The following is a 17,333-nucleotide window of genomic DNA, read 5'->3' on the forward strand; positions in this document are numbered from 1 at the left end:
TTATGTTTAATCCTGTTCAAATTGCAGCAAAAGGAAGTCGCCCAAAGAAAGGGGCGACACGTCGAACTCCGCCACCACAAAAAAAACGTAAAACCGCGTGGTGGTTATGGCTTCTGGTACCAACAATCCTCGTGGCTTTTATTTACGGGCTAACACAACTGAATAAAGTCGCGCCTAAATCTGCTTCAATAGAAAAAACAAAAACAACACCAATAGAAAAAACAAAAGCGGCTCCCAAACCGAAACCAAAGCCGGCACCCGTAAAAGAAAAAGCGCCTACACCAGTAGCGCCGAAAAAAGATACTTTTGAGTTTTATCAAATACTGCAGAACAGCGAAGTAGACACCAGCCACGTAGACGCTTATCAATCGACTCCTCGTGGCGAGCAAGATTTTTATTACATGCTGCAAGCAGCCTCCTTTCGTAACCCAGAAGATGCTGACCGCATGCGGGCTAAACTGATTCTATCTGGCATGGTAGAAGCCAGTATTCGCAAAACTATCGGCCAAGGTGAACAACCTTGGTACCGTGTTGTTCTCGGTCCTTATGAATCACGCTCTAAAATGAACCGAGCAGAAGATAAGCTCGTTTCTATGGATATTGCATCCTACTCTTATAAAGTCAAAAAAGAGCAATAACCTTCCCTTACCATCTCGTATAGATTGCATACAGAAAGTGAAAGCTGACTCTGTATGCAATCCTTGCTTGAAATCCTATCGCTTGCCCCCATTTCGTTAGAATCGAAACTGGAGTAGACCATGACAACGATTCTTACTGTACGCAAAGGCAATCAAGTCGTCGTAGGCGGCGATGGACAAGTATCTTTAGGCAACACTGTGATGAAAGGCAACGCTCGTAAAGTACGTCGCCTATACCATGGAGAAGTGATTGCTGGCTTCGCTGGCGGTACGGCGGATGCTTTCACCCTATTCGAACGCTTCGAAGGCCAGCTAGAAAAACACCAAGGCCAACTTGTGCGTGCTGCGGTGGATCTTGCCAAAGACTGGCGCTCTGACCGAGCATTGCGCAAATTAGAAGCTATGCTGATTGTCGCTAACAAAGAAAGCACCCTAATCATTACGGGTACTGGTGATGTGGTCGAGCCACAACACGGCGCATTGGCCATTGGCTCTGGCGGCAACTTCGCAGAAGCCGCGGCTCGCGCCTTGATTGACAACACTGACTTATCTGCCAAAGAAATCGTTGAGAAAAGCCTCAACATCGCTGCTGATATTTGTGTGTTCACTAATCACAGCTTAACCATCGAAGAAATTACAATAGACCCGCAGCTTGAAGACAAATCCGCATAGGATATCAGTCTAAAACGCGACGCAACCATCATTCAAGAACACATCATTCAAGAACATAGAAGAGAATTGATAATGAGTAGCATGACCCCAAGAGAGACGGTTAACGCCTTAGACAACCACATTATTGGTCAGCAGAAAGCAAAGCGTGCAGTCGCCATCGCGCTGCGTAACCGCTGGCGTCGTATGCAACTTCCAGAAGAAATGCGTGCGGAAGTTACCCCTAAAAACATCTTGATGATTGGGCCAACCGGTGTTGGTAAAACTGAAATAGCGCGTCGTTTGGCTAAACTATCCAACGCACCTTTCATCAAGATCGAAGCGACTAAATTCACCGAAGTGGGCTATGTTGGTCGCGATGTTGAGTCGATCATCCGTGATTTGGTTGAGATGGCAATTAAGATGCTTCGCGAACAAGAAACCGCAAAACTGCGTCACAAAGCCGAAGATGCCGCAGAAGATCGCATTCTAGATGTGCTATTACCACCAGCTCGTGGTGGCGATCCAGAACTAGAAGACAACAGCACACGCCAGACTTTCCGTAAGAAATTACGCGAAGGCCAATTGGATGATAAAGAAATCGACATCGACGTTGCGGATTCGCCAATGGGTGTAGAAATCATGACGCCACCTGGCATGGAAGAAATGACCAGCCAGCTGCAAAACATGTTTTCTAGCTTTGGCTCACAAAAAACCAAAAAGCGTAAATTGAAAGTCAAAGAAGCCTTGCGCCAAGTTCGCGACGAAGAAGCGGCAAAACTGGTCAATGAAGAAGAGCTAAAAGCGCGTGCGGTTGAAGCCGTTGAACAAAACGGTATCGTCTTCTTAGATGAAATAGATAAAGTCGCAAAAAGCTCTGAACGTTCTGGCGGCGAAGTGTCCCGCGAAGGCGTACAGCGCGATCTATTGCCTTTGGTCGAAGGTTGTACGGTGAGCACAAAATACGGCATGATCAAAACCGATCACATCCTATTTATCGCCTCTGGTGCATTCCACTTGTCTAAGCCATCGGATTTGATTCCTGAGCTGCAAGGTCGCTTGCCAATTCGTGTTGAGCTAGACGCGCTAACTGTGAACGACTTCAAACGTATCTTGGTCGAGCCAAGCATGTCGTTAACCAAGCAATATGTCGCTCTCGCTAAGACCGAGCACATCAATTTGAACTTCACTGAAGAAGGCATTCATCGCATTGCCGAGATCGCCTTCCAAGTGAACGAACGCACAGAAAACATCGGTGCTCGTCGATTGCATACGGTACTAGAACGTCTGCTTGAGGAAGTGTCTTATTCCGCTAGCGACATGCCGAATGACCAAACGGTCGATATTACCGCTGCATACGTTGATGAGCAGCTTGGCGAAATCGCTGAAAACGAAGACCTAAGCCAATACATTCTGTAATTGACTCATACTTCTACAAGAAAAGCGTTTCTTTAGAAACAGCCCCTTCATTGAAGGGGCTTCCATAGGATACTGAGATCATGACAACGCCTACGCCAACGACTATCAATTATCACAAGCAATCCCGTGAATTGGCACTCACTTTCGCCGATGGCCAAAGTTTTCGACTTAGCGCTGAGTTCTTACGCGTCCACTCGCCTTCTGCCGAAGTTCGCGGGCATGGCTTACAAATTCCCATTTTGCAATACGGCAAAAAAGACGTTGCGATTAATAATATCGAAGGCGCAGGCAATTATGCGCTGAAGATCTCCTTCGATGATAGTCATGATACTGGTCTCTATACTTGGGAATACCTCTACAATATTGGCAAAAACCATGATGAGCTCTGGAAAATGTATCTAGATCGCCTTGAAAAAGAAGGCCAGAAGCGTGACACTTCAATGATTCAAATTCACCAAGTGTAGTTTTAACCGCATTCTAGCAATCATTGGAAAATTTTCTTATGGGATCACTCAGTTTATCGGCACTCAGCGCCATTGAAAATGCGATCAACCTCGCCCTTAAACAAGACACACCTTCCCAAGACCGCCTAAGCAAATTAGCAGGGCAACAAGTTTTTCTTTATGTGGAAGACTTCGCCTTTATTTTGCAGATCCATATTCTCGAACAAGGTGTGATGCTTAATCGCCCAGAAAGCCTAGACGAGGTCGAACTAGATCCACGACTGGATACACTGGTGCAAGGACCGAGCGCGGCATACCGAAAATTACTCGAAGGCGATGGTTTCTTTGATGGCGATTTACGCATTCAAGGCAATGCTCAAGCCTTAATGACACTGCATAAAGTGATGGAAAACTTTGAGTTTGATTGGGAAGGATTACTGGCTGATCATATTGGCGACTTATCCGCAGCCGCCTTTGCTCGCCTATTTCGCGCCCAATGGTCTTGGAGCAAAGAATTCGCTACTAATGCCAGAATGCAGATGGTTCATCACCTACAAACCGACAGCCAGTTACTGCCAAGCAAAATTGAATTCGACAACTTCGTCGATGAAATGGAACGCTTCGGCACCTTGATTGATCGTACTGAAACTAGGTTGAGGATTTTAGAGAAGAAAAGCTAAGTCAGCTTTTCTTCTCAATTATCACTGGGTTTTGCCCGACTAAAATACACACCGACGATGGTAATCACAAAACCGATGATTTGAATGGTCGTCATGGATTCGCTGAATAAGAAATAACTTTCTACCGCTGCTAACGGCGGCGCTAATAGCAGCATAGTCGACACCTGTGACGCTCTGACTTTTCTCAATAACCACACCATCAAGAAAACACCACCGCCAGATAGAACCAGTACGCCCCAGATAACGAGTAAGAAAGATTCCAGCTGAACTGCAAATAAGGTTTCACCCAGCAACAGCATAAAGCCAATGGAGACGACGCTCGCCGCAAGGTTTTGTATCGCCATAGAACTAAAAATATCAGATGATGATATCGACATTTTTTGGTAGGTGACACCAAGTGACAAGGCAAATATCGCTGTGCAAGCCAAGGTAAACGTCAGCAAAGTGACGCCTCCGTGGCTCATATCTAACTCTAGTGCTGGACTGATTACTAACACTAGCCCCACGATACCAACCAACATGCCAATGACGCCTTTCAGGGAGGTCTTTTCTTTGATCAACAAGAAGGCAAGCAAAGCCACCAAAACGGGCTGTAACGCGCCGATTAAGGCCATAACGCCAGCGGGTAAGCCTTTTGCAATAGCGACATAGGCAAAGCCCAAGTAAAAACCATTCATCAACATACCAGCAATGATGTGCTTAGGAAGCTCATTCCATGCAGGAAAGCGCCGACTCTGCAACAAGGCAATGGCAAGAAACAGCAAACCTGCCAAAACAAAACGAATACTCAAAAAGACGTCAGGATCAATCAGACCCACGATGAGTTTGCCCGTGATAAAACCTGTTGACCAAATCAGCACTAAGAGCACATATAAAAATGCCATGTAAATTCCTTTTTAGTTTTCCATTAGGAAAAGTGTTTTTTAATTTCTTCGCTCGAAAGGCCTAAACCGATCAAGAAGCTCAATTTCACAAACGCGACTTCGTAAGTCATATCTGTTCCTGACACCACGCCTGCTTTCATCAAAGCAGAGCCAGCCGCATAAGCGCCCGCGGCGACGCTACCAGCACCACATTGGCTGACATTAACGATAACAACACCGCGGTCTGTTACAGCTTTTAATAGCGCTAAAAGAGCAGGATTGTTATCGGGAGCATTGCCAGCGCCATAGCTTAATAACACAGCACCTTTTACGTTCTCATTCAACAAGCCTTGCCAATGAGCGACCTGTACGCCAGGGAAAACAGGCAGAATAGTAACCGCGCCTTCGTCCATCTCTGGGATTTGAATGACCATTGGCTGCTTCACAACATCCGTAGAGCGCCAGCGCCAATCAATACCTAATATGCCTCGCTCTGGGCAGTTTGGCGAGCTGAAAGCTTGCCAATCACTGGTGTGAGCTTTATGAGCTCGGTCGCCTTCTATCAATCGCCCTGCGAAGAATAAAAACACGCCATTGCGATTATTTTCACAGTTAAGTTCTTCGCAAGCGGAGATGGCGCCCATGACATTTATCATCGCATCGGTACGCACCTTATACATGGGCACTTGCGAGCCAGTCACGATAATAGGTTTGTCACTGTGAGCAAACATATAAGACAACGCCGCCGAGGTATAAGCCATGGTGTCTGTGCCATGCAAAACAATAAACGCATCGAAGTCATGCCATTTGCTTTCAATATCACGAGCGATGGTTTGCCAGTCTTTTGGCGTCGCATTGGAGGAATCGATTAAGGTTGGATAACTTGTAATCACAAAATCGTGGGCAAGCTCATCGGATTCGTTTAAATGTTGGGTAAGATGATCAGCAAAGGCTGCATCGGGTATCAAGCCTTGATCCGAAGGCACCATACCAATCGTGCCGCCTGTGTAGGCAATATAAATCTTCATCTGCTGACTCTTCCTCTTTATTAATCCTATTTTACGTGCGGATTATGTCACTTAAGATTTAAAACATAAAAGGCGCTAATCGAGCAGAAAAGCACCTTTTATTTTATTCATTAAAACAAACCGGTAGAGAGATTTTACATGCGCTCTAAGGTTTCAATCCCTAACAAAGACAAGCCAAGTTTCAGAGTTGAAGCCGTGTTCAACGCCAATTGTAAACGGCTATGTTTCACTTCGTCTTCGGCATTTAGAATAGGACACGCTTCGTAGAAAGTCATAAAGGTTCCCGCTAAGTCGTACAAGTAGGCACACAAGAAATGCGGCATACCGTCGTTAGCAACCTGTTGAATCGCTTCTTCAAACTGGCACAACTTAACCGCCAAGGCGCGTTCTTGCGGCTCATCGATAGCAATATCACCGGTCAAGCTCGCCACATCAATTTCAGAGCGTTTAACGATGCTCGCTACGCGAGAATAAGCGTACAGCAAGTAAGGTGCTGTGTTGCCTTCGAAGCTCAACATGGTATCCCAGTTGAAAACATAATCACTGGTACGGTTTTTCGATAGATCAGCGTATTTCACTGAAGCAATACCGACCACACGACCAATATTACGCAACTCTTCTTCGCTCATTTCTGGGTTCTTCGATGCCACCAATTGATAAGCACGCTCTTGAGCCTCTTCCAACAAAGAAGACAATTTCGCCACGCCACCAGAACGAGTTTTGAATGGTTTACCATCGCTGCCCATCACGGTACCAAACGGCATGTGTTCCAGTTGTGTTTCTGGTTTCACAAAGCCCGCTTTGCGAGACAAGGTGAAAATCTGTTGGAAATGCAAAGACTGGCGCGCATCCACAAAATACAACACACGATTAGCATTCAAGGTATGTTGACGGAAACGCACCGCCGCTAAATCGGTTGTGGCATACAAGAAGCCTCCACCGGTTTTCTGTACGATAATTGGCGTAATTTCGCCTTCTTTATTGGCGAACTCTTCCATGAAAACACACTGTGCGCCATTGGATTCTTGCAGCAAACCTTGATCTTGTAGCTCATTGATAACGTTCTGTAAGTCATCGTTATAAGCACTTTCTGGCATCACGTGCTGACGCTCTAAAGAAACGCCTAACATCTTGTAGGTTTCTTCACAGTGAGTCATGGAGATATTGATAAACTCATCCCAAAGCGCCAAACATTCTTCATCACCAGACTGCAGCGCAACAACCAATTCACGAGCACGAGCCGCGAAAGCTTCGTCCTCGTCAAAGCAGGTTTTCGCCGCACGGTAGAAGGTTTCAAGATCGGAAAGCGCCATACTGATTTTGGTATTCTCAGCACGTAAGCGTTCCATGTAGGCCAACAGCATACCAAATTGCGTACCCCAATCGCCTACGTGGTTTTGACGAACCACATGATGACCAAAGAACTCTAACGTGCGAACAACCGCGTCACCAATAACGGTAGAACGCAAATGACCAACGTGCATCTCTTTGGCAAGGTTTGGCGCAGAGTAATCGACAACAACGGTTTCTGGAGCCTCAACAGGTTTTACATCAAGACGCTCGCTGGTACGCAATTGCACCAACTCTTTGCTCAACCAAACATTCTTCAAGAAAATATTAATAAAGCCTGGTCCGGCGATTTCCACCTTATCGGCAAGATCAGACAAGTCCAATTTCTCTAGTGTGGCTTGGGCAAAATCACGAGGATTCATTTTTAGCGCCTTCGCTGCGCCCATAATGCCATTAGCTTGGTAATCACCAAATTGAACTTTTGCAGATTGACGTACTAACGCTTGCGCAGTATCGGACGCGCCAGCCGCAACCATAGCCGCTTGAATGCGTTGATTTAGAAGAGTTTGAATATTCACAAGGGAGACCTTTAAACAGTAAATATGTCGCTAATAATGGCAACATATTAGAATCACACAGCCCTCTGACTGTGACCAATCAGAGGGCTGAATTCAAAAAATAATTGCGCTAATGATAACCGATTTTCGTGCTTTTAGCGAAAGAACAGCTTACAAGCTTCGTTGTTATTTTCGTCTTGGTATGGATAACCTAGTTCATCTAAGAATTGAGTCACATCGGCCTCTTCTCCAACCGCTTGCAAACCCACCAAGACGCGACCGTAAGCATCACCGTGATTGCGATAATGGAACATGGAAATATTCCATTGACCACCAAGAGTGTTTAAGAATTTCAACAAGGCACCTGGGCGTTCAGGAAACTCAAAAGTGTACAGCAACTCACCTTTATCACTGCGCAGATGTCCACCGATCATGTGACGAACATGCACCTTAGCGGTTTCGTCATCGGTCAAATCAACAATCTCGTATTCTTTCAAATCTTCCAATAGCTCTTTACGGCTATGCGGGCTACCACCTAAGGCAACACCAACGAAAATCACCGCTTCTTGATCATCGCCATAGCGATAGTTGAATTCAGTGATATTACGGCTAACCAAGGCTTGGCAGAAATCTTTAAAGCTACCCGGATGCTCCGGAATCTTCACCGCAATAATGGCTTCGCGTTTTTCACCTAATTCCGCCCGTTCAGATACATGGCGCAAGCGGTCAAAATTGACGTTCGCACCACTGTTAATAGCGATAAGCGTTTGGCCTTTCGCACCTTCGCGCTCGATGTATTTCTTCAAGCCAGCCAAGGCGCAAGCGCCAGCAGGTTCTGTAATCGCACGCGTATCATCGTAAATGTCTTTGATCGCCGCACACATTTCGTCTGTGGTTACTGTGATCACTTCGTCGACTGTGTCTTTAGCAATGGCAAAGGTATTGTGTCCAATTTCAGCCACGGCAACGCCTTCCGCAAAAATACCCACCGTCGCTAAACGAGTTGGCTTGCCTTTTTCCATCGCTATTTTTAGACACGCGGCATCTTCTGGCTCAACACCGATAATTTTGATGTCTGGGCGCAAGTATTTTACATAGGCTGCTATTCCAGCGATCAAACCACCGCCGCCAACAGGAACGAAAATCGCGTCGATATTACCTTCGTGCTGGTGCAGAATTTCCATGCCGATTGTGCCTTGACCCGCAATCGTATCCAAATCATCAAATGGATGAACATAAACTTGGCCAGTCTGCTCCATAATTTCACGAGATTTTGCCGACGCTTCATCAAAGGCATCACCAAACAAAACCACTTCCGCGCCGTGATTACGTACCGCGCTGACTTTTACTTCGGGCGTAGTCGCTGGCATCACAATCGTTGCCTGAATGCCCAACTTTTTCGCCGCCAAAGCCAAGCCTTGCGCATGATTACCAGCCGATGCTGCAATAACGCCACGAGCACGCTCTTCCGGTGTTAACTGACAAATCTTGTTGTATGCCCCACGAATTTTGAAAGAGAAAACTGGCTGCAAATCTTCTCGCTTCAAAATAATCTCGTTACCCAATCGATTCGACAATTGATTGGCTCGAGACAGTGGTGTTTCTACGGCAACGTCATAAACGCGCGCCTGTAGAATCTTTTTGATCATGGTATGAGGCATAGTGTTTCCTAAACGAATATAAATCGACAACACGATGTTCTTAACGACATCTACGCTGACGGCTAGTCAAAAAAAACCGAGTAGGAAATATACTCTTTCACCTCTCTTGGCGCAAAGACCGATGCCCTCTAAATTCACATTAAAAAGGCATAAAATCGATAATTAGCTTGATCAGGCGGGGTAACAATCACATCTTGAAGCGCCTATAATATCACCACCATCAGAGGTGGTTTATCATAAAAGATAAGCCGAATAATACCGCCCCCTAGTAAAATTATAATAGAAGGTGAACATCACCATGACTCAAGACGAATTAAAACAAGCCGTTGCAGAAGCTGCGGTTGCTTACATTCTTCCTATGTTAGAAGCCGATACTATCGTCGGTGTTGGCACAGGCTCTACGGCAAATCTATTCATTGATGAATTAGCCAAGCACAAAGGTTTATTTGACGGCACAGTGGCAAGCTCTGAAGCTTCTACAGAACGTCTAAAAAAACACGGTATTCCTGTCTATGATTTGAACAGCGTTGACAGCATTCGCGTGTATGTTGATGGTGCGGATGAGTCGAATGACAATCTGCATTTGATCAAAGGCGGTGGCGCGGCGCTCACTCGCGAAAAAATCGTTGCTGCATGCAGTGATGAGTTTGTCTGCATCGCGGATGAGTCTAAGTTGGTAAAAATCCTAGGAGATTTTCCGTTACCAGTTGAAATCATTCCAATGGCACGCGGCCATGTTGCACGTGAATTGGTAAAATTAGGCGGAGACCCGGTTTATCGTGAAGGCGTTGTTACGGACAACGGCAACCATATTCTTGATGTCTACAATTTAGAAATTCTTGATCCAATAGCACTAGAAAAAAGCATCGACGGCATTGTTGGTGTGGTAACGAATGGCTTGTTCGCAAAACGCTCAGCGGACGTTTTGCTATTAGCCACGAAAGATGGCATTAAAACACTGAAAAAATAGCCTTCAGTGTTTTTATTCATAAGATAAGAAAAAGCCGCTTGATTAAAACCAGCGGCTTTTTCTCATTAGCAAAAACTGCCCACCACCTAACACTACCAAAACTACGCAAAACAACCAAAACGCAGCGCTGCTATCAGTACCTGGCATGCCGCCAATGTTGATACCAAACAAGCCAGTTAAGAAGCCCAACGGCATAAAAATACCCGACAGAATCGATAGCACGTACATTCGAGCATTCATCTTTTCAGCCTGTAAGTTGGCAAACTCTTCTTGCATCAACAAGCAGCGTTCACGCAACGACTCCAAGCCTTCGACATAACGAGTGATATCGTTGGCCGCTTCTTGCACTTGTGCGATTTGATCTACTGTCATCCAAGTAACAGATTCTTGCGACAATTTATTAATCGCGTCTTTTTGTGGAACCAAGAAACGTCTTAGACGAATGGTTTCCAGGCGACGCTGAACCAGCGAATCGCGTTGTCCTGCTTCAATCCCCTCACCAATGCTTTCTTCTAAATCTGCCAGCTCATCTTCTAAACCAGTAATAACTTTCGCCATGCGCCCCGTCAGGGTTTCTGTCAGTGTTGCGACAATATCGCCAGTGTTTGTTGGCCCTTCATTATTCGCTAGATCCTTTACGACATCTTGTACAGATAGCAACTTACGACGCCGACTAGAAACAATAAAATGAGGCGTTACCCAAAGGCGTAAGGACACCATGTCAGAAGGATTAGACTCTGGGTTTAAATTCACTCCGCGCAAAGTGAGTAATAACCCCTTACCCATTTTTACCGTACGAGGACGAGTTTCCTCCGCAAATAAAGCCTCTACAGCCGTCTCAGGTATACCTTCTAAGCTAGATAACCAATCATAGCCATCTTCTTGGAGAGCATCTAAATGCACCCAGCGACAACCTTGATCCGGCAAGACTTTAGGTAGCTCCGAAACAGGTAACGACGTAGCGCCACCTCGACCATCAAGCTCTAAGTTGTGTACAACAAACGCAGACATAGACATTCCTCTCAACATTTTGCGTAGATTATCTGAAAACGTTGGTTTTCCCTATTTATTTTGCCTTCATATTCCTACCTTGGCTGACACTTAATGTCTAGAGTGGCATAATTTAAACAACTTCAAATAACAAGGAAATGCCACACCATGCAAAATCTACCTGATGTTTTAGCATCAAGCGAAGTACCAGAAGCCTTACAATCGGTGTTAACGGTAACAACAGAGACCTGCATTGCGATCTCAGATGCGCTTAAACAAGGCTCGCTTGCAGGTATTTTAGGCATGGCTGGCAATGAAAATGTTCAAGGCGAAGAACAGAAAAAGCTGGATGTCATCTCCAACGACATGCTGAAAGACGCACTGCTTGCTTGCCCAGCAGTGAGAGCCATTGCCTCAGAAGAAGAAGACCACATAGTTCCTGCTAATACAGATGGTGAATACTTCATCGCCTTTGACCCGCTAGATGGCTCTTCTAATATCGACATCAACGCCATGGTCGGGACTATCTTTTCGATCTATCGCCAAACAGGTGACAAGCCAGCAACCGAAGCGGACTTTTTAATTCCTGGCAAAGAACAAGTCGCAGCGGGTTACGTGCTGTATGGTCCATCAACCATGTTGGTTCTTACCACTGGCGATGGCGTCAATATGTTTACTTACGACCCAACCAAACATGTCTTCATGTCAACCCATGAAAAAGTTCAAGTAGCGAAAGACACCCAAGAATTTGCCATCAACATGTCTAATCAACGCTTCTGGTCTGGCAACATGCAAAGCTATGTAAATGATTTAGTAAAAGGCAAAGAAGGGGCTCGTGGTAAAAACTTCAATATGCGCTGGGTAGCAGCTATGGTGGGCGATGTACATCGTATTCTTTGTCGCGGAGGTATCTTCATCTATCCGTGGGATAATAAAGACCCATCTAAAGCTGGCAAGCTACGTCTAATGTATGAAGCTAACCCAATGGCGATGTTATTGGAACAAGCTGGCGGCAAAGCTCATACGCACACTCAACGCATTCTGGATATTCAACCAGAGGCTATTCACCAACGTGTTGCCGTCATACTAGGTGCCGCAAACGAAGTGGATAAGTGCCTAAGTTTTGAGTTGGTTACCCTATACAGTAAATCAAGCGTATTAAGAGAACTTGGTCATATTCTTGTTATAGACACATCCCAACGTGAACAGCGCTATTACCAAAAATTCACTCCTCGCCTTAATCATGGTGATGATACTATATTAAATCTACAACACTACCTTGGCACTCACTACCAAGAACGCCTCTCCATTACGATGTTAGCAGACAAAGCCTGTTTAAGTGAACGCACACTTCAACGTCGATTTTTCAATGCAACAGGACTGAAACCTACTCGATATATACAAAATCTTAGGATACAAAAAACCTGTGATTTACTCGAAACTACCTCACAACCCTTCGAAAGTATTGCTTATTCTATGGGCTACCAAAGCGCTAGCGCACTCCGCAAACGCTTTATCGAAGAAATGGGACTAACACCTAAAGCTTTCCGGGAACGTTTTTACCTAGCAAACAAGCCTCATCATGAAAAAGAAAGTGGGCCTTTAACATAACCCTTTTCACTCCAATTTCTTCTAATAATAGGAGAAATAAAGACCATTAAAGCAATTGCCAAAAACAAGCAGACACCATATAAGATCAGAAAATGCTGAAAAGATAAATACTCTGCTAATGGACGTGCCACTCCCAAGAAACCAGCAAATGTCCATGAGCATGTGCTAATGGCTCCAGGGATGGTCATGACCAGCATATCTGTATAACTTAGTTTAGCTTTCTGGGCCTTTTTAAAAACAATATTATGTATCAGAGTCGCATTAATGGTTAAAACACTCACACAAACCAATTTCGCCAAAAGCTTATCAGATGCAAGAATCAACACAGGGTCAAAAGACGTATCAATAAAAACAACTCCAGTCCCTGTAATCCACAGCCCACCAAGCAAGAAGCTCATCTGACGTCCCAATAACTGCAACTCAAATAAATTCGAACGTCGGAAAAACAGATTAAAATCACTTATATAATTTACTTATAGCAAATGCGAAAACAATCAAATGAAGGAAAATTAACACTGTTCGCAATGTATCCATAAAAACTCTGCTCCAATATTTACAAGAACTTATAATCTCGTAATAGCTAACGAAATCGATATAACTTTCGATCTATATTACGGAATGAAGTTTTTTACAAACAGATGAATAAGTGACAAAAAACACTTTGTTTCAGACACTAGTAACTTAAGTAAAAGAGAACAGGTACTTTAGTACTGGATTCACGCAGACGCGTTGAGGGACGAAACAGGCGCAAGCGAACCGAAGGGCAAGGGAATTGCTTTAATACGGATAGGCGCATTTCCTTGAGACGAAAAAAAGCCCTGACAGCGTTAGCTATCAGGGCCTTCTTAATATAAAGCTTGACGACGACATATTACCACATGCTTGTCTGTTATAAAGAGCCCCACTCGACCATCGGCGTTGGTGATTCGATTCCCCATAACGAAAAAACCCACCCTGCTGAGCAGGATGGGTTTTTTCTTAATATAAAGCTTGACGACGACCTACTCTCACATGGGATCTCCCACACTACCATCGGCGATGGCGCTTTTCACTTCTGAGTTCGGGATGGGATCAGGTGGTTCAACGCCTCTATGATCGTCAAGCAATTCTGTTGCGTTTGTTCTGAGGTGCACTGTGTTGTGCGCTGACTTGTTAGGGTTAGCTCGTCTCAAAACACGCGAATACGTGCTTGGATCTTTAACAATTCTGTTTTGAAATAACGTGTATCAAGTATTAAACCGGATCGTATTATGTGTCTTTTTAACGTTTTCGTTAAAACCACTTTGGTGTTATATGGTCAAGCCTCACGAGCAATTAGTATTGGTTAGCTCAATGCCTCACAGCACTTACACACCCAACCTATCAACGTCCTAGTCTCGAACGGCTCTTTAGGGAACTTAAGTTCCAGTGAGATCTTATCTTAAGGGAGGCTTCCCGCTTAGATGCTTTCAGCGGTTATCCCGTCCGAACATAGCTACCCGGCAATGCCACTGGCGTGACAACCGGAACACCAGAGGTTCGTCCACTCCGGTCCTCTCGTACTAGGAGCAGCTCCTCTCAAATCTCAAACGTCCACGGCAGATAGGGACCGAACTGTCTCACGACGTTCTAAACCCAGCTCGCGTACCACTTTAAATGGCGAACAGCCATACCCTTGGGACCGGCTTCAGCCCCAGGATGTGATGAGCCGACATCGAGGTGCCAAACACCGCCGTCGATGTGAACTCTTGGGCGGTATCAGCCTGTTATCCCCGGAGTACCTTTTATCCGTTGAGCGATGGCCCTTCCATACAGAACCACCGGATCACTAAGACCTACTTTCGTACCTGCTCGACGTGTCTGTCTCGCAGTTAAGCGTGCTTTTGCCTTTACACTCTATGCATGATTTCCGACCATGCTGAGCACACCTTCGTGCTCCTCCGTTACTCTTTGGGAGGAGACCGCCCCAGTCAAACTACCCACCACACAGTGTCCTCGATCCCGATTAGGGACCTGAGTTAGAACCTCAAACATACCAGGGTGGTATTTCAAGAGTGGCTCCACGCAAACTAGCGTCTGCGCTTCAAAGCCTCCCACCTATCCTACACAAGTAGGTTCAAAGTTCACTGTGAAGCTATAGTAAAGGTTCACGGGGTCTTTCCGTCTAGCCGCGGATACACAGCATCTTCACTGCGATTTCAATTTCACTGAGTCTCGGGTGGAGACAGTGTGGCCATCGTTACGCCATTCGTGCAGGTCGGAACTTACCCGACAAGGAATTTCGCTACCTTAGGACCGTTATAGTTACGGCCGCCGTTTACTTGGGCTTCGATCAAGAGCTTCGCTTGCGCTAACCCCATCAATTAACCTTCAAGCACCGGGCAGGCGTCACACCCTATACGTCCACTTTCGTGTTTGCAGAGTGCTGTGTTTTTAATAAACAGTCGCAGCCACCTGGTATCTTCGACCGACTAGTGCTTACGGAGCAAGTCCTTCACACCGGCCGGCGTACCTTCTCCCGAAGTTACGGTACCATTTTGCCTAGTTCCTTCACCCGAGTTCTCTCAAGCGCCTTGGTATTCTCTACCTGACCACCTGTGTCGGTTTGGGGTACGGTTCCTGCATATCTGAAGCTTAGAAGTTTTTCCTGGAAGCATGGCATCAACCACTTCGCCCAAAAGAGGGCTCGTCATCAGTTCTCGGTCTTAAAAGGGCCCGGATTTGCCTAAGCCCTAAACCTACCGCCTTAAACACAGACAACCATCGCCGTGCTGGCCTAGCCTTCTCCGTCTCTCCATCGCAATATGCACGAGTACAGGAATATTAACCTGTTTCCCATCGACTACGCATTTCTGCCTCGCCTTAGGGGCCGACTCACCCTGCCCTGATTAACATGGGACAGGAAACCTTGGTCTTCCGGCGGGGGAGTTTTTCACTCCCCTTATCGTTACTCATGTCAACATTCGCACTTCTGATACCTCCAGCCTGCCTTACAGCTTGACCTTCAACGGCTTACAGAACGCTCCTCTACCATGCCTAGTAAACTAAGCATCCGTAGCTTCGGTGACCAGTTTGAGCCCCGTTATATCTTCCGCGCAGGCCGACTCGACTAGTGAGCTATTACGCTTTCTTTAAAGGATGGCTGCTTCTAAGCCAACCTCCTAGCTGTCTAAGCCTTCCCACATCGTTTCCCACTTAACTGGTACTTTGGGACCTTAGCTGACGGTCTGGGTTGTTTCCCTTTCCACGACGGACGTTAGCACCCGCCGTGTGTCTCCCGTAATTGCACTCATTGGTATTCGGAGTTTGCATGGGGTTGGTAAGTCGGGATGACCCCCTAGCCCAAACAGTGCTCTACCCCCAATGGTGAGATACGAGGCGCTACCTAAATAGCTTTCGAGGAGAACCAGCTATCTCCGAGCTTGATTAGCCTTTCACTCCTATCCACAAGTCATCCCCAGCCTTTTCAACGGATGTGGGTTCGGTCCTCCAGTTGATGTTACTCAACCTTCAACCTGCTCATGGATAGATCGCCCGGTTTCGGGTCTATTCCCAGCAACTAAACGCCCTATTAAGACTCGGTTTCCCTACGGCTCCACTACATGCTTAACCTTGCTACTGAAAATAAGTCGTTGACCCATTATACAAAAGGTACGCAGTCACGGAACAAGTCCGCTCCCACTGCTTGTACGTACACGGTTTCAGGATCTATTTCACTCCCCTCACAGGGGTTCTTTTCGCCTTTCCCTCACGGTACTGGTTCACTATCGGTCAGTCAGGAGTATTTAGCCTTGGAGGATGGTCCCCCCATATTCAGACAGGATAACACGTGTCCCGTCCTACTCGTTTTCATGATTAGGGTGTTTTCGTATACGGGGCTATCACCCTCTATCGCGGCACTTTCCAGAGCCTTCTACTAACACCAAAACCACTTAAGGGCTAATCCCCTTTCGCTCGCCGCTACTTAGGGAATCTCGGTTGATTTCTTTTCCTCCGGGTACTTAGATGTTTCAGTTCCCCGGGTTCGCCTCCACACAGCTATGTATTCACTGTGGGATACTCTACAAGTAGAGTGGGTTTCCCCATTCGGACATGTTCGGATCAAAGCCTGTTTATCGACTCCCCGAACCTTTTCGCAGATTACCACGTCCTTCATCGCCTCTGACTGCCAAGGCATCCACCGTGCACGCTTGGTCACTTGACCATATAACCCAAAATAGTTTTTTACGATTCCAAAAGGAAAAGTAGAAACATAAATCAGATCACATACCAAAGGGCTTTTGTACCCCTCTGGATTTACGATAATAGAAGTCACTAAGTCGTTATCCTTAAAGAATAAGAGCAAGTGAACTTCCACCGGTTTAACGCTTGATTCATCGTTATTTCAAAATTCGAATTGTTAAAGAGCAAGTTTAGTGCAAAGCACTAAGTCAGAGACTAAACGCATCATCTAAGTGAGTGTTTAGTGTCTTGCTTAAAGCTTTGTCGCTAAGCTTTCTAAAGTAGATAGTTACTGTATTTAACAGTTATCAGATAATTTGTGTGAACGCTCACCA

At 45.8% G+C, this 17,333-nt stretch carries 13 protein-coding genes, 2 rRNA genes and 1 pseudogene; 8 read left to right on the forward strand and 8 right to left on the reverse strand.

Features of this window, described 5'->3' with window-relative positions:
* Nucleotides 1-2: 2 nt before the first annotated feature.
* From ACO05V_RS00945 to ACO05V_RS00965, 5 genes are all read left to right on the forward strand, one after another.
* Nucleotides 3-638 (forward strand): SPOR domain-containing protein, encoded by a 636-nt coding sequence (locus ACO05V_RS00945; RefSeq protein ID WP_421846653.1) that lies wholly within the window; start codon nucleotides 3-5, stop codon nucleotides 636-638.
* A 120-nt stretch (nucleotides 639-758) separates the two neighbouring features.
* Nucleotides 759-1,310, forward strand: a complete 552-nt coding sequence (gene hslV, locus ACO05V_RS00950) for an ATP-dependent protease subunit HslV (RefSeq protein WP_421846655.1) — start codon at nucleotides 759-761, stop codon at nucleotides 1,308-1,310.
* A 72-nt stretch (nucleotides 1,311-1,382) separates the two neighbouring features.
* Complete coding sequence (gene hslU, locus ACO05V_RS00955) at nucleotides 1,383-2,705, forward strand: ATP-dependent protease ATPase subunit HslU (RefSeq protein WP_421846657.1); 1,323 nt, start codon at nucleotides 1,383-1,385, stop codon at nucleotides 2,703-2,705.
* An 80-nt stretch (nucleotides 2,706-2,785) separates the two neighbouring features.
* Nucleotides 2,786-3,169, forward strand: coding sequence for a gamma-butyrobetaine hydroxylase-like domain-containing protein (locus tag ACO05V_RS00960; RefSeq protein WP_421846659.1), 384 nt, complete (start codon nucleotides 2,786-2,788; stop codon nucleotides 3,167-3,169).
* 38 nt (nucleotides 3,170-3,207) lie between these two features.
* Nucleotides 3,208-3,828 carry a ubiquinone biosynthesis accessory factor UbiJ gene (locus ACO05V_RS00965; RefSeq protein ID WP_421846661.1) on the forward strand — a complete coding sequence of 207 codons (621 nt, stop codon included), beginning with the start codon at nucleotides 3,208-3,210 and terminating at the stop codon, nucleotides 3,826-3,828.
* A gap of 14 nt (nucleotides 3,829-3,842) precedes the next feature.
* Here ACO05V_RS00965 and ACO05V_RS00970 read toward each other — a convergent pair whose 3' ends face one another.
* From ACO05V_RS00970 to ilvA, 4 genes are all read right to left on the reverse strand, one after another.
* Nucleotides 3,843-4,712: a DMT family transporter gene (locus ACO05V_RS00970; RefSeq protein WP_421846663.1), complete on the reverse strand. Its 870-nt coding sequence runs from the start codon at nucleotides 4,710-4,712 to the stop codon at nucleotides 3,843-3,845.
* A gap of 23 nt (nucleotides 4,713-4,735) precedes the next feature.
* Nucleotides 4,736-5,719 carry a type I asparaginase gene (locus ACO05V_RS00975; protein WP_421846665.1) on the reverse strand — a complete coding sequence of 328 codons (984 nt, stop codon included), beginning with the start codon at nucleotides 5,717-5,719 and terminating at the stop codon, nucleotides 4,736-4,738.
* Between the two features lie 134 nt (nucleotides 5,720-5,853).
* Entirely contained in the window at nucleotides 5,854-7,587 is a 1,734-nt protein-coding gene (gene argS / locus ACO05V_RS00980) for an arginine--tRNA ligase (protein WP_421846667.1), read from the reverse strand.
* Nucleotides 7,588-7,721: 134 nt separating this feature from the next.
* Nucleotides 7,722-9,227 (reverse strand): threonine ammonia-lyase, biosynthetic, encoded by a 1,506-nt coding sequence (ilvA, locus tag ACO05V_RS00985; RefSeq protein ID WP_421846669.1) that lies wholly within the window; start codon nucleotides 9,225-9,227, stop codon nucleotides 7,722-7,724.
* 298 nt (nucleotides 9,228-9,525) lie between these two features.
* On the opposite strand from ilvA, the gene rpiA reads away from it, so the two are divergent.
* Nucleotides 9,526-10,197: a ribose-5-phosphate isomerase RpiA gene (gene rpiA / locus ACO05V_RS00990; protein WP_421846671.1), complete on the forward strand. Its 672-nt coding sequence runs from the start codon at nucleotides 9,526-9,528 to the stop codon at nucleotides 10,195-10,197.
* Nucleotides 10,198-10,239: 42 nt separating this feature from the next.
* Here the strand turns inward: rpiA and ACO05V_RS00995 are convergent, their stop codons facing one another.
* Nucleotides 10,240-11,208 carry a zinc transporter ZntB gene (locus tag ACO05V_RS00995; protein ID WP_421846673.1) on the reverse strand — a complete coding sequence of 323 codons (969 nt, stop codon included), beginning with the start codon at nucleotides 11,206-11,208 and terminating at the stop codon, nucleotides 10,240-10,242.
* A gap of 147 nt (nucleotides 11,209-11,355) precedes the next feature.
* On the opposite strand from ACO05V_RS00995, the pseudogene ACO05V_RS01000 reads away from it, so the two are divergent.
* Nucleotides 11,356-12,312 (forward strand): annotated as a pseudogene (locus tag ACO05V_RS01000) (class 1 fructose-bisphosphatase); the annotation flags it as partial.
* Nucleotides 12,292-12,798, forward strand: coding sequence for a helix-turn-helix domain-containing protein (locus tag ACO05V_RS01005; protein WP_421856840.1), 507 nt, complete (start codon nucleotides 12,292-12,294; stop codon nucleotides 12,796-12,798). The pseudogene ACO05V_RS01000 and the gene ACO05V_RS01005, both read left to right, overlap by 21 nt.
* On the opposite strand, the gene ACO05V_RS01010 is transcribed toward ACO05V_RS01005, so the two are convergent.
* The 3 genes from ACO05V_RS01010 to ACO05V_RS01020 all read right to left on the reverse strand — a co-directional run bounded on the left by ACO05V_RS01010 (nucleotide 12,768) and on the right by ACO05V_RS01020 (nucleotide 16,981).
* Entirely contained in the window at nucleotides 12,768-13,196 is a 429-nt protein-coding gene (locus ACO05V_RS01010) for a hypothetical protein (protein WP_421846675.1), read from the reverse strand. The genes ACO05V_RS01005 and ACO05V_RS01010 overlap by 31 nt on opposite strands.
* Before the next feature lie 590 nt (nucleotides 13,197-13,786).
* Nucleotides 13,787-13,901 (reverse strand): 5S ribosomal RNA (gene rrf, locus ACO05V_RS01015).
* 190 nt (nucleotides 13,902-14,091) lie between these two features.
* A 23S ribosomal RNA gene (locus tag ACO05V_RS01020) occupies nucleotides 14,092-16,981 on the reverse strand.
* Between the last annotated feature and the right edge of the window lie 352 nt (nucleotides 16,982-17,333).

The organism is Marinomonas sp. (assembly GCF_965225885.1).
In the GTDB taxonomy this organism is placed as follows: domain Bacteria; phylum Pseudomonadota; class Gammaproteobacteria; order Pseudomonadales; family Marinomonadaceae; genus Marinomonas.